At 54.6% G+C, this 12,017-nt stretch carries 12 protein-coding genes; 5 read left to right on the top strand and 7 right to left on the bottom strand.

Annotated elements, in window-relative coordinates:
- Positions 1-48 precede the first annotated feature (48 nt).
- From ACSHSR_RS21570 to ACSHSR_RS21560, 3 genes are all read right to left on the bottom strand, one after another.
- The gene (locus tag ACSHSR_RS21570) at positions 49-624 is read right to left on the bottom strand and encodes a phage tail protein (RefSeq protein WP_208162804.1); all 576 of its coding nucleotides are present in this window, start codon (positions 622-624) and stop codon (positions 49-51) included.
- 221 nt (positions 625-845) lie between these two features.
- Positions 846-1,337: a GNAT family N-acetyltransferase gene (locus ACSHSR_RS21565; RefSeq protein WP_479631132.1), complete on the bottom strand. Its 492-nt coding sequence runs from the start codon at positions 1,335-1,337 to the stop codon at positions 846-848.
- A gap of 30 nt (positions 1,338-1,367) precedes the next feature.
- On the bottom strand, positions 1,368-2,294 hold the full coding sequence (locus tag ACSHSR_RS21560) for a pirin family protein (RefSeq protein WP_479631131.1): 927 nt from the start codon (positions 2,292-2,294) through the stop codon (positions 1,368-1,370).
- A gap of 118 nt (positions 2,295-2,412) precedes the next feature.
- Between ACSHSR_RS21560 and ACSHSR_RS21555 the strand changes: the two genes are divergently transcribed.
- On the top strand, positions 2,413-2,937 hold the full coding sequence (locus ACSHSR_RS21555; protein ID WP_479631130.1) for an NlpC/P60 family protein: 525 nt from the start codon (positions 2,413-2,415) through the stop codon (positions 2,935-2,937).
- Here ACSHSR_RS21555 and ACSHSR_RS21550 read toward each other — a convergent pair.
- Complete coding sequence (locus ACSHSR_RS21550; protein ID WP_479631076.1) at positions 2,930-4,255, bottom strand: IS4 family transposase; 1,326 nt, start codon at positions 4,253-4,255, stop codon at positions 2,930-2,932. The genes ACSHSR_RS21555 and ACSHSR_RS21550 overlap by 8 nt on opposite strands.
- Before the next feature lie 118 nt (positions 4,256-4,373).
- Here ACSHSR_RS21550 and ACSHSR_RS21545 point away from each other — a divergent pair, with 118 nt between their 5' ends.
- Together ACSHSR_RS21545 and mog are read left to right on the top strand one after the other, a co-directional pair.
- Entirely contained in the window at positions 4,374-5,213 is an 840-nt protein-coding gene (locus ACSHSR_RS21545) for a hypothetical protein (RefSeq protein WP_044735545.1), read from the top strand.
- 73 nt (positions 5,214-5,286) lie between these two features.
- Positions 5,287-5,820, top strand: coding sequence for a molybdopterin adenylyltransferase (gene mog, locus ACSHSR_RS21540; protein WP_028780400.1), 534 nt, complete (start codon positions 5,287-5,289; stop codon positions 5,818-5,820).
- Positions 5,821-5,939: 119 nt separating this feature from the next.
- Here the strand turns inward: mog and ACSHSR_RS21535 are convergent, their stop codons facing one another.
- The 3 genes from ACSHSR_RS21535 to ACSHSR_RS21525 are packed head-to-tail and all read right to left on the bottom strand — an operon-like array spanning position 5,940 to position 9,294.
- A complete protein-coding gene (locus tag ACSHSR_RS21535) occupies positions 5,940-7,076 on the bottom strand; it encodes an ABC transporter permease (RefSeq protein ID WP_394136002.1) in 1,137 nt (378 codons plus the stop codon).
- Positions 7,073-7,807, bottom strand: a complete 735-nt coding sequence (locus ACSHSR_RS21530) for an ABC transporter ATP-binding protein (protein WP_028780402.1) — start codon at positions 7,805-7,807, stop codon at positions 7,073-7,075. Before ACSHSR_RS21530 ends, ACSHSR_RS21535 begins: the two co-directional genes overlap by 4 nt.
- The gene (locus ACSHSR_RS21525; protein ID WP_375336952.1) at positions 7,804-9,294 is read right to left on the bottom strand and encodes an alpha/beta hydrolase; all 1,491 of its coding nucleotides are present in this window, start codon (positions 9,292-9,294) and stop codon (positions 7,804-7,806) included. Before ACSHSR_RS21525 ends, ACSHSR_RS21530 begins: the two co-directional genes overlap by 4 nt.
- Before the next feature lie 83 nt (positions 9,295-9,377).
- On the opposite strand from ACSHSR_RS21525, the gene ACSHSR_RS21520 reads away from it, so the two are divergent.
- Positions 9,378-9,761 carry a GntR family transcriptional regulator gene (locus ACSHSR_RS21520; protein ID WP_025009112.1) on the top strand — a complete coding sequence of 128 codons (384 nt, stop codon included), beginning with the start codon at positions 9,378-9,380 and terminating at the stop codon, positions 9,759-9,761.
- Positions 9,762-10,140: 379 nt separating this feature from the next.
- Positions 10,141-11,934, top strand: coding sequence for an AMP-dependent synthetase/ligase (locus ACSHSR_RS21515; RefSeq protein WP_025009113.1), 1,794 nt, complete (start codon positions 10,141-10,143; stop codon positions 11,932-11,934).
- Positions 11,935-12,017 lie beyond the last annotated feature (83 nt).

Here is a 12,017-nt window from a genome sequence, read left to right as displayed (position 1 = left end):
CAACGGCAGCAGGAAAGCACACTTCCAACTGCCGTTGATTGTGATGCTTTATGTTCTGGGAGGGTAAATGCCTTGTAAGGCAATGATGAAGTTCACCACGGTTAACGGCTGGCGCAAGTCGACAGTGTCACTGTTGCCCGTTGTGTTTGTGTTGCCATCCAAGCTGACTGGTGACGGTTGCATACTGGTGTTCGCCGTGGTGCTGTATGCTTCCAGCGCATTTAGACCGCTGGCAATCTTGGCCGGTACTGTATCGGGGCCAGGCTCATCAGTGGTGCCGCTGCCGGTGGATGCCAGTGGGCTGACACTGGCATTGATTGAGTCAATGGCGTGGTTATGGGCGGGCAACTGGGCTGTTGTCAGATTGGTCCCCTCGGCTCCAAGCATCTGCCCTTGGTTGTATAAACTGGTGCCTGGACTCTGGCCAAAGCTGACGGGTACCCGGCCGCGAAGATCCGGCAGCTTAAAGGTGCTTACTCCATCACCGCCATACATAGTGCCTAATAAAGAGAATAAAGCCGTATTACTGGCAATGCTCATTGTCTGTCCGTCGCACAGTGCCCAACCTGGCGGAGCATAGTTGAAGCCCACCATACGAATTTCGCCGATAAAGTTGTCTGCCATGATATTCACTCCTTGAAAATGAAGGCTTGGCTTGAGCAAGCCCTCTTGATGATGTCCATTTACCTAGAGGTGTCGCTGCGAGGCAGTGACAGGTCTCCATAAACACTGGTACACAAGTCTGAAAATAACAAGTTGGTTACCGGATTTTAACTTTGGTTGGGTGGTTGGCAGAGAATTGCGGAGGGAGGTAAGTTGTATCTTTGCAAGCCTACAATCGGTACTTAGTGGCAGTGCCAGTACATCAATTCGTGAGTCTCAGTAACATCCTGGGTAACAAAACCTTTGTTCAAGTACAGTTTTTTCGCTTGCGGATTGTCCCTGGCGACCATCAGGGATACCGCCAGTTGTTTTAGCTGGGCCAGAGATTGAATGGCGTTCAGCAATTCGCTGCCCAGGCCTTGTCCCCGATACTCAGGTAACAAAGCCATATCCAGAATATGCAGTGCATCAGTACCCGTGTTTAGGGTGAGTATTCCTGCCGCTTGCTCTTGCACCCGGAGTATTTGGGTAATGGCGTTGGGATAGTGATTCTGGAACCAGGCTTGTTGCAGCTGAAACTGTTGTAACAACAGCACCTGAGCCATCTCCTCAGGTAAGCCCAGATGCAGAAAATAACTGCGGCAGGAGTTGAAGACTTTTTGGATAAAAGCTGTGTCTGCGGCCGTGGCCATTGAGGCCGACAATTGGTACTGAGGTGTGAATTCAAGTTTCATAGTGTGCCCATCCTTGAGCCAAAAGATTGATTACCAGGGGATCGCCGGGGGTAACAGGCGTTTACCCCGGTAGCCGGGCACGGCTGCGAAGCGGGGATCTTCGGCCAGCCATTGCGCTTGAGCCGCGGCAATTTCAGCCTTGCTGTGACCAACAAAATTCCACCAGATGGTGATGGCTTCTCCCAGCGGCGCACCGCCAAGCAGCAAAATCCGACTTTCGGGCGCCAATTCCAGACTAACCTCGGTGCGATTCAATCCAAGATAGGCCAAAGTGTCTTGGGCAAAGGGCTCACCATCAACTTGCATGCAGCCTTCGAGTGGCATCAGGCCATACTCGAAATTGGGATCCAAAGGCAGATTCAATAAGGCGGAATCATGGCTCAAGAGATCCAAACCTATGATGGGAGAGAAATGTACTGCCGGAGACTTGCGCTGTAACCACTGACCTATCAGCAGGGTGAAGTCGACCCCGGCTTCGGTCCAACGAGGTAAGTCGGCATAGTGATCGAATCTGGGCTGGGTATCTTTGTGGGCTTCGGGAAGGGCAATCCAGAGCTGGGCCGCATGTAACTCAGTATGCCCCGGCTGCGCTTCTTCGGTATGGGCAATGCCGTGGCCGGCGGTCATCAGGTTGACTTGTCCAGGGCGGATAAGTTGCTGACTTCCCAAGCTGTCGCGGTGCAGTATTTCGCCGGCCAGCATCCAGGTGAAGGTTTGCAAACCTATGTGCGGATGGGGGCCTACATCCATCAAGGGGCCTGAAGATGCCGGGCCAATATGGTCGAGAAAGCACCAAGGGCCTATCAGGCGCCTGGCTTTCTGGGGAATGGCCCTGGCAACCGGAATGCCGCCGACATCATCGAAACGCGGTTCCAGCTTCTGGATCTGTTGTCGGCCATCCTTACTGGAATATTCCCTCGAGCCGACGTAAAACGGCGGTATTTGCCTGTCACTCATATAGCCTCCTTTGCGATAACCCGCTTCAGTTAGACTCGGGCATTTACCCGATTTTTGCAAATATCGGCGGCTTATTGCACATTAGGGGTTCTTCAATGGCATCTGAGTTGGAAAGAGCATGCAGCTGTGGCAGATATTGGCGACATTCCTGTTGTTGGGCGCCCTGAGTGGCTGTTCCGGTCGTCCCGATCCTGTTTCCGCTCCGGCTACTGTGGCTAAGCCCCAAGACGGCACCGAGTCCGAAGCCAAGCGCTCTGAGCAAGCGCCCCTGTCACAGCAGCGGCTGCTGACGATGCAGCGAGAATGGCATGGGGTTCCCTATCGTTTGGGAGGCATGAGCAAGCGAGGTGTCGACTGTTCGGGCTTTGTCAGCCTGACTTACCGGCGTTTGACCGAAATCATGCTGCCGCGCACCGTGGATGAACAGCGCAAGCTGGGGTTCGCGGTCAAGAAAAGCCAGCTCAAGGTGGGCGATCTCCTGTTCTTCAAGACTGGCTGGAGTAGCCGCCATGTGGGGATCTACATAGGCAACAATGAGTTTATGCACGCCTCTACCAGTCAGGGGGTGATGATCTCATCGCTGGATAACAGCTACTGGAAGCAAAAATATTGGCAGGCCAGGCGCCTAATGCCGTTCACTTAGTGTGAACGGCATTTTTCTTAGGCTTAATGGGATACTTGTTTTTACTCATTTTTAACGCACGTGGATAGGCTCTATCCCGTTTCCCATCAAGCTTGAACTGCCTCGCATTACGCACTATGTCCAAGACCTCTCTCGGAACATTCCCAGGCATTTGAGATGACAGCTGAGTCAGTTTAAAAATGATATAACTCGATGCATCTCTAAAGCTTAATTGGTTCGGATGTAACGACGGTAAGCTCTTAGCCATCAACACCATCTTGTATCTGATGAGGTTATAGGCCAATAGTACCCCCCACAATTCTTGGATAACCAACTCTGGCAATTGACTACGCAACGTAAAGCGACTCTCCAGAAGATGCTGCTTCATCTCCCGATAGCCCACTTCTATCTCCCATCGATGGGCATATAAATCCGCTATCTCTGCCCCCGGATAACGCAAGGGGTCTGTTAATGAGGTCAAAATGGAAACCGACTTACCTTTTATCGTCTTTGTCAGTAAGCGAGCTTCAATATTGTCAGGTAGCATAGGCCACTTCTTTCTGGCTTGAGGCGTGGTGGCTAACTGCACCAGTTGGTCGTGTTTTCCTAAAGAGCGTACCACTTCATATTGTGTCCCTTTCTTCAACGGCAGCAGCCAGTGACTGTTCGGTTGAGCCTGTTGCCAGGCGTGCAAAAGCCCCAACGAATAAAAGCCTCTGTCAAACAGCGTCAGGCTGTTATTGGGTATGCTTGATATCAGTTCGGCGGCTAAATTCATTTCACTGACAGCAACAGAATCAAAGGCACTGTTCAATACCAGGTGGCTGCTTAACTCCATCATGCAAACCATGCGAATTTGAGGATAGGCAGCATCACCAGAAGCGTTGGCGGTTTTGGCGAACACCTGATTGTTTTGCTCACTATCAGGTGTTCGCCACACGACACCATCGACACCGTAGAGGTTGAGCCCACACCAATGAGGATGCTCTGCTCTTTCATGCCAGGTCTTGGCACTTCGCTTAAACACATCCTGAACAACGTCAGAGCCCAATCGCTTACGCGCTTGCGTGACAGCACTGCGCGCAACGTAATCCACCTCTTGCGGTAAGACGATATCAAGCTTATTGATGAGTGAACGGACGGACTCGCCTCTGAACAGAGCCATACCAATCACCGCCCAAATCATGGCATCCATAGGTAACTTACGTCGTCTTAAACTGGCAACACCATGTGAATCAAGGCACGACTGAATTAACTCAGGCTCAAGTACATCGGCCAGACAGGTGAATTCGGTAAGACGATTGATATGAGTACGCGCCAAAGCTTCTGAAAGTTGCATAAAAAAATCCGATGACATGGGTCATCGGATTTTGATCCTTTCAGTGAGATCGTCAAGCGATCTGTCTTAACTGATCGGCATTAGGCCAGGCGCCTGCTCTAGTGTCGGGAGAAGGGAAATGGATAGCCTGTTACTCGCCAAAATAGCTACCGCCATCATAGCCGTGGTGGGCCTGTCACTGGTGGCCGAGCGGGTCAGCCCCAGAGTAGCGGGTATTTTGTCCGGCTATCCACTGGGTACGGCTATCGCGTTGTTTTTTATCGGCATTGAATTGGGTGAGCCCTTTGCCGCGGCCAGTGCCACCGCCGCCTTGTCCGGTTTTATCGCTTCGTTGCTGCTGATTTGTGGTTATGCCCTGGGTATTCGTCTCGGTGGCGAGCGGCCACTGCCTTTGGTGGCACTGCTGGGGTCAGGGCTGGGATTGCTGGCCTTTGGCCTCAGTGGCTATCTTCTGAGTCTGTTGAATCTTAATCTCCTCGGCGGAAGCCTGGCGCTGCTGCTGGCGATAGTGCTTGTGGGCTTGGTGCTTGCCAAAATACCGGACGCTACAGTAGCCAAGCCCGTTCGACTCAGCCCGCTGGTATTGCTGCTTAGGGCTGCGGCGGCCGCCATGATAGTGCTGTTGGTCACGGCGGCGGCCAAACTGCTGACGCCGGCTCAGGCCGGTATTCTGGCCGCCTTCCCCATTACGCTTTATCCGTTTTTGTTGATCATTCATCTGGCCTATGGCTCGCCGCAGGCGCAAACCATTATCAAGCACTATCCCAGAGGCCTGGGGTCGCTCATGTGTTATGTGATTGCGGTGAGCTGGCTCTATCCGCTGCTCGGCATTGTCTGGGGAACTGTGCTGGCGTTTGTGGTGGCGACCCTGTATCTGTTGGCGTTGAGTGCCTGGCATAGGCTTAGAACCAAGCCTCTTGAGACTCCCGCCCCCGAGACGACAAAATGCTCCCGCTGATGGGGGCAGGAAAGCCTAATTGTGGTATGTTAGGCGCCACTGCAACACAAGCATTTTTGCCAAGGGGAACAGCATGGCCAAAGCCAAAATCGGGATAGTAACCGTCAGTGACCGTGCCAGCGCCGGAGTCTATGAAGACATTTCCGGTAAGGCGATCATAGAGACTCTCAATGCTTATCTCACCAGTGAGTGGGAAAGTGTTTATGAAGTGATCCCGGACGAGAGGGAGGTGATTGAAGCCACCCTCAAGCGGATGGCCGATGAAGACGGCTGTTGTCTGGTGGTGACCACAGGGGGCACAGGGCCGGCCAAGCGCGATGTTACGCCCGAGGCGACCGAAGCCGTGTGCGACCGTATGATGCCTGGCTTTGGCGAGCTGATGCGCGCCGAGTCGCTCAAGTTTGTTCCGACGGCGATTCTGTCACGGCAAACCGCCGGGCTGAGAGACGACACCCTGATAGTCAACTTACCGGGTAAGCCCAAGTCGATTCGTGAGTGCCTGGATGCGGTATTCCCGGCGATTCCTTACTGCATCGATTTGATGGAAGGCCCCTTCCTCGAATGCGATGAGACAGTGATCAAGCCGTTTCGTCCCAAGGCGAAATAAGCGCCACCCCGGTTTTTACCCGGCCGATACCCTTGGGTTTCGGGGGGGCGGGTTTCGGCAATCGAAAGGCAAGCCAACACTGAATCTCGGCTTGCCTTTTCTTTTGCGGCCTTGGGGGATCAGAGGCCGAACACCACCTTTTCGCTCTTGAGTGAGCGCTCCAGCCCCAGCACCAGGGCGGCGGCTATGGCCAGCGTCAGCAAGCTGGATACCAACAGCTGCAGCAGCGGCAACTCCTTACCCTTGATAAAGGCCATCAGCGCCTGTTGCTGCCCCGAAACCGGTAACCACTGCAAGGTGTCCGGCGCTATGTCGTAACTGGCGGTCATTGCCAGGGCCAAGGGCACGAACAGCACTATGGTCAGATAGGATTGGGCTTCCTTGAAGGTCTTGGCCAGGAAGGACACAAACAGTTGCATGCTGGCGGCCAGCAGGGCGACCGGCAAGCCTATCAACAGCATCAGGGCAATAAACTCGGCGCTGATGCTGATGCTGAAGCCGAGTTCCTGCCAGGGCACCATGGGATAGGCAAACTTGGAGATCAGCAAAATCAGGATCAAGCCCAACATGGCAAACACTGTCACCGCCAGCAGCTTGGAGATCACCAATTGCCTCGGGGTGACAGGGTGACTCAGCAGCAGTGCCAATGAGTTGCGTTCACGTTCGCCGGCACTGGTATCTATCGCCAGATTCATCCCGGAAATAAATACCGAGTAGATCATGGTGAAGATGGCGATTCCGAGGATCATTCCGCCCTTGGAGTCGGGCGTGGCCTGATCCTGCAATTGCACCTTAATCGGCTGCATTATCCTGGGATCTATACCGCGGGCCAGTAGGCGCAGGCTGCCCATTTCGGAGGAATAACCCTGTAGTGTCCGTTCCAGACGGCGAATCGATTTCTGCAGCTTTTCATCCGAGTTGTCGGCTATCAGGATCACCTCGGCCCTTTCGCCTTTGGCCATCTGCGTCCGATATTGCTCGCTTATCTGCAGTATCAGAGCGCCAGCCTGCTCGCCGCTGTCCTGATTGATCCCCTTCTGGCCGAGATAGCGCACCAGATCCGGCGCCTGTTCGGCGTTGTCTATGCGAATTTGCAGATCATCCGGGCTGGAGAGCTGACCAATCAGCACCACAAACAGACCGCACATGATCAACGGCGTGCCTATGGCATAGTAGAGACCGGCCATCACAGAACGCTTGTCGCGGGCGGCATCCAGCAGTTCCTTGCGAACCAGTGTCAAGAGTCGACTCATCATGCGGCTATCCCCTCATCCGTGCCTATCAGTTGTATAAAGGCATCTTCCAATGACTCCTTACCGGTTTGACGGCATAGATCGGCCGGGCTGCCAACGGCCACCACGCGTCCCTGGGTCATGACTATCACCTTGTCACAGAGAGCGGCTACCTCCTGCATCACATGGCTGGAGAACAACACACAGTGGCCCTGGCGTTTGAGATCCAACAGTAGCTCCCGCAGTACCCGGGTGCTCATCACATCCAGCCCGCGGGTGGGTTCGTCGAGAATAATATTGGTCGGTTGATGCACTATGGCCTGAGCCAGTGCCGTCTTCATCCGCTGTCCCTGGGAAAAGCCCTTGCAGTGGCGGTCGGCAATATCGTCCATCTTGAGTTTGCCGAGCACATCGGCAGTCGCCTGCTTGGCGGCCTTACTCGGCATGCCGCTGAGTTCGGCGAAGAAACGAATATATTCCCTCGGACTCAGGCGTTCATAGAGGCCGAAGGGATCCGGAAACAGCCCAAGTTGCTGCTTGGCCGCCAGCGGATTGCGGCCGACATCTATACCGTCGACCTCGGCTATGCCTTCGTCCGGTTTCAGCAGGCCAAACACAGTGCGCAGGCAGGTGGTCTTGCCGGCGCCATTGGGGCCGAGCAGGCCGGTAATCATGCCATCTTCGGCGCTGAAACTCAGGCCATCCAGGGCTTGAACCTTGCCGATGCGCTTACTCAGATTGGTCACCTTGATCATTTTGTTCCTCCTGGAATGGCTTCCACTGTGCTGGCGTTGAGATAGAAACTGCGACGCACATCTTTGTTAAGACACTCGCCGTCCAACTTGTCCGGCGCCGTGCCCTTGACCAGCTCGGCGATCAGCTCATTGGCGCAGGACTGGGCGGCAACACCATGGGTGGCATAGGGGGAGATCAAGTGTCTGGCGTTGCTCAACTGGGCCATGGCCAGCTCGCCCCAGGAAGGCGGCGTGGCGGGGTCCTTGGCTCCGGAAAGCAACAGGGTGGGGATATCGCTGGCTATCGGCTCGGCAAAGGTGGCCGCCGCGGCCGGGACATTCCAGATAGGGCAGCTTCTGTCCAGGCTGCTGAGCATCTCTTTGCCTATGACGCTGGCCTCGGCCTGTTGGCGCTCGGCGGCGGTCAATCTGGGCCAGTCTTCACCGCAAACCACGGCGGCGTGCATGCCCATGGCGATACCTGTGCTATCGACACTGAGAGCCATTAATCCCAGCAGAGGTTGGTATTCCTCCATGGCCGCCCGGTGGATGGCGTAGGGCAGCAGAGCTCTGACCGAGGGGCTGTAGAGCGCCATTCTCAGGCTGCCAAGCAGCTTGCTACGGGTCAGGGTCAGCATGGCGATATCACCGGTTACCGGATGAGGCACCTTCTTCATCACCGCATGTTGCCCCAGGCGCTCGGCCAGCTGGTTCAGTTCCTGACGCAGCTGTGGGTAGGTCTGAGCGCACAAAGCGTCCTGCTCACAATCGCTCAGCAGCAGATCCTGGGCCCGGCCAATGGCGGCACCTATGGCCAGCACACTCTGCTGCATAGGCACGACACCATCTAGGGTCACTGTCTTGAGTGCCTCGGGATAGTGGCGCATATAGAGCTGAGCCATGCGGCTGCCGTAGGAGATGCCATAAAGGTGCAGTTTCTGATAACCCAGATGTTGGCGAACCGCTTCGAAGTCGTGCAATGCCTGCTCGCTGCCGTATTGGCTGATGTCGGCATCCAACTTACTCAGGCAGTTACGGGTTTCCTGTTCGACATCGAGTGCTTCGTCGTTATAGGCCAGGGTTTGTTCCAGATCCAACGCCGCACACTCAAGGGCGTTGGACTGGCCGGTACCGCGCTGATCTATCAGCAATATGTCCCGGTTTTGACGGACTTTGCTTAAGATCAGGTTGAAGGTAGCGGCATTTTCGATGGCCGACTGTCCCGGCCCGCCGGCGATGGCCAGTACGGCTTCATTGGGGGCGGTATTCTTGATTGCCGGCAAGACGGCATAGTGGATTGCCAACTGGCGGCCTTCGGGCTTTTTCGGATCCTCCGCGACTAGAGTCGTGCCGCAACGCAGACGTTCAGACAGACCATCGACATAACAGCCCGTGCTTTCGGAAGCTGTCTGTGCCTGACTCAGCGGCGTCAAACAAAGCCCCAGTGCCAACAGCAGCATGCTGGTTACGGCAAGCCTGTGGTGCCGGCCAAAGTTCCTTTGCTTCATGCTTGTGTTCCTTTTTGGCATTCCTGCCGGAGTGTGTTAGTTTTATTGGTGTATCAATGCATTAATACAGTGTTTCAAGGCTAATGTTAGAACTATTGCATGTCAACCCCGGCAGCGGCGAACCCATCTACCGTCAATTGAGCGAGCAGATTATCCATCTGATCGTCGGCGGCCAGCTGCCCGAGGAAACCGTATTGCCCTCGGTGCGGCAGATGGCTGAGCATCTGGCTGTAAACCCCATGACAGTTTCCAGGGCGGTGAAACAGTTGGTGGAGCAGGGATGGCTGGAGCGGCGACGCGGCCAGGCAACCCGGGTAGCCCAGCGCCGGGCCCATCAGAATTTGTCGGCCGAGGCCATTATAATGCCGCAGCTTGAAGACTTGTTGGCAACGGCGCAGCAATTGGGGTTGTCGCAACAGGGGCTGCAACAGTTGATAGTCAAACATTGGCCCCGAACCAAGGAATAACAGTGAACAAGTATGAAGCAGCCGGCCGGTTATTGCATTTCGCCAAGATTGGACTGTGAGTCTTAGGGAAGGTGCGAATAAGTCCTCGTGGTCTTCTCTTTTGTAGAGAGTGGCTTGCACAGCAATTGGCGTTCAAGGCACCTTCATTAACTGAGGTGGCGCGGGTCAGGCTGCTCTTTACCAAGGGCGTTGTTTCATCTTGGCCGCAATAGATTATGGCGTACAGAAGTACTGGAACCCTGATATAACAACTGGTCTGATCTCTATGAGTGGAGCGTGATACTGTACGGAATTAGAGCAAAAGCTCTTATGTTTGCCTGAGCCTTGGGGTAGAATCTCAAAAGCGGAACAGCTGTAAGCTAAAAAGGTAAACCGAGTTATGTCTCTAGAGCAGTACAGAATCACCCATCTCTTGCGTCAGCAGCTTAAAGCGCGCGCAGAGCATATCGCCCTGGAAGGCTTCGAAATGGCTGCGCCTTGGGATAAGGTCAGCTGGAATGAATTTAACCGTATCAGTGCTGCCATTGCCGGAACTCTGATTGCCAACGGCTTTGAGGTTCAGGATCGCGCCGTGATCTTGTCCCACAACTGCCCGCAATGGACCTGTGTCGATGTCGGTGTGATCCGCGCCCGAGGTGTTGTGGTGCCGGTTTACCCTACCTCCACCCTGGAGCAAGCTGCTTATATCATCAATGATGCCGGTGCCAAGCTATTGTTTGTGGACAACAAAGCTCAGTATGAACTGGCTTGTGAGTTGGAGTCCTTGTGCCCGACACTGAATTGCGTGGTGGTGTTTGACAAGCAAGTCACCCTCAAGCAGCCCCATCATCAACACCTGGACACCCTGCTAGAGCAGACAGTGCCCGAAGAAGCACGCACTGAGCTGGCCTCCAGGGAACAGAGCGCCACGCTGGACGATCTGCTGACTCTTATCTATACCTCAGGTACGACCGGCGATCCCAAGGGGGTGATGCTGGATCAGCGTAACTTCGCCTCGGCCATGCGCCAGCATCAACAGAAGATCCCTTTCAGCAGTGACCAGGTGTCACTGGTTTTCCTGCCCCTGAGCCATGTTTACGAGCGGGGTTGGAGCTTCTATGTGCTCAGTCGTGGTGGCCGTAACGTTTACCTTGCGGACACTCAAAGAGTCAAAGAAGCCATAGCCGCCGTGCGTCCTCACACCCTGTGTGTGGTACCCAGATTCCTGGAGAAGGTATACAGCGCGGTGCAGGACAAAGTTGCCCGAGCCGGAAATGGTCGCCGCAAGTTATTTGCCTGGGCATTGTCAGTGGGCGAGCGCCAGTTTGAGGTGATGCAGGGCCGGGCCAAACCCAGTGCCTGGTTGTCGTTGCAATGGCGCCTGGCCGACAAGTTGGTTTACGGCAAACTCAGAGCCGCTCTCGGTGGTCGCCTGCAGCTGATGCCCTGTGGCGGCGCGGCTTTGGATGCCAAAGTGAGTGCGTTCTTTGCGGCCATTAACCTGCCGGTACTCTGTGGTTACGGTATGACAGAAACCACGGCAACCGTTACCTGCAATACATTGGACAACAGGGTTACAGGTTCCAACGGCCGCTGTATGCCTGAGGTGGAAGTTCGTCTCGGGGCCGAGAATGAGATTTTGGTTCGCGGTGATACCGTGATGCGCGGTTACTTCAACCGTCCCAAGGATACTGCCGAGGCCTTCGAAGATGGTTGGCTCAGGACTGGTGATGCCGGCTACCTGGATGAACAGGGCAACCTGTTTATCACCGACAGGATCAAAGAGCTGATGAAGACCTCCAACGGCAAGTACATTGCGCCGCAGCGGGTTGAAGGCAAGGTGGGTTGCTGTCCCTTTATCGAACAGGTGGCGGTGGTTGCCGATGCCCGTAACTATGTGACTGCGCTAATCGTTCCGGCCTTTGAAGCCCTGGAAGCCTGGGCCAAACAAAAGGGACTCAGTTATGAATCCCCGCTGGAACTGATACGTCACAGCCATGTGGTGGAGCATTTTGAAGAAAGGCTCAAACACCTGCAACAGGAGCTGGCGGGTTTTGAACAGATCAAAAAGTTTACCCTGTTGCCGGAAGCCTTCTCTATGGAGGCGGGTTTGATTACCCCGACTCTCAAGCTCAGACGCAAGATGATCTATCACAAATATTCCCGCGAAATTAACGCCATGTATGGTGGTTAATTCTGAAAAAGGCTGCCTGAGCAGCCTTTTTTAATAGCATGATTCCTTTAGATTTAATACCGGCTGTTGTAGTATTGGCGCCC

It is taken from the genome of Shewanella sp. VK101 (assembly GCF_056497865.1).
This window is presented reverse-complemented; position numbering and strand designations above follow the sequence as displayed.

Excerpts from the sequence above, each read along its gene's own strand:
- ACSHSR_RS21560 (WP_479631131.1), bottom strand. The coding sequence starts at position 2,294 with ATGAGTGACAGGCAAATACCGCCGTTTTACGTCGGCTCGAGGGAATAT.
- ACSHSR_RS21515 (WP_025009113.1), top strand. The coding sequence starts at position 10,141 with ATGTCTCTAGAGCAGTACAGAATCACCCATCTCTTGCGTCAGCAGCTT.
- ACSHSR_RS21545 (WP_044735545.1), top strand. The coding sequence starts at position 4,374 with ATGGATAGCCTGTTACTCGCCAAAATAGCTACCGCCATCATAGCCGTG.
- ACSHSR_RS21555 (WP_479631130.1), top strand. The coding sequence starts at position 2,413 with ATGCAGCTGTGGCAGATATTGGCGACATTCCTGTTGTTGGGCGCCCTG.
- ACSHSR_RS21530 (WP_028780402.1), bottom strand. The coding sequence starts at position 7,807 with ATGATCAAGGTGACCAATCTGAGTAAGCGCATCGGCAAGGTTCAAGCC.
- ACSHSR_RS21520 (WP_025009112.1), top strand. The coding sequence starts at position 9,378 with ATGTTAGAACTATTGCATGTCAACCCCGGCAGCGGCGAACCCATCTAC.
- ACSHSR_RS21570 (WP_208162804.1), bottom strand. The coding sequence starts at position 624 with ATGGCAGACAACTTTATCGGCGAAATTCGTATGGTGGGCTTCAACTAT.
- ACSHSR_RS21565 (WP_479631132.1), bottom strand. The coding sequence starts at position 1,337 with ATGAAACTTGAATTCACACCTCAGTACCAATTGTCGGCCTCAATGGCC.
- ACSHSR_RS21535 (WP_394136002.1), bottom strand. The coding sequence starts at position 7,076 with ATGATGAGTCGACTCTTGACACTGGTTCGCAAGGAACTGCTGGATGCC.
- mog (WP_028780400.1), top strand. The coding sequence starts at position 5,287 with ATGGCCAAAGCCAAAATCGGGATAGTAACCGTCAGTGACCGTGCCAGC.
- ACSHSR_RS21550 (WP_479631076.1), bottom strand. The coding sequence starts at position 4,255 with ATGCAACTTTCAGAAGCTTTGGCGCGTACTCATATCAATCGTCTTACC.
- ACSHSR_RS21525 (WP_375336952.1), bottom strand. The coding sequence starts at position 9,294 with ATGAAGCAAAGGAACTTTGGCCGGCACCACAGGCTTGCCGTAACCAGC.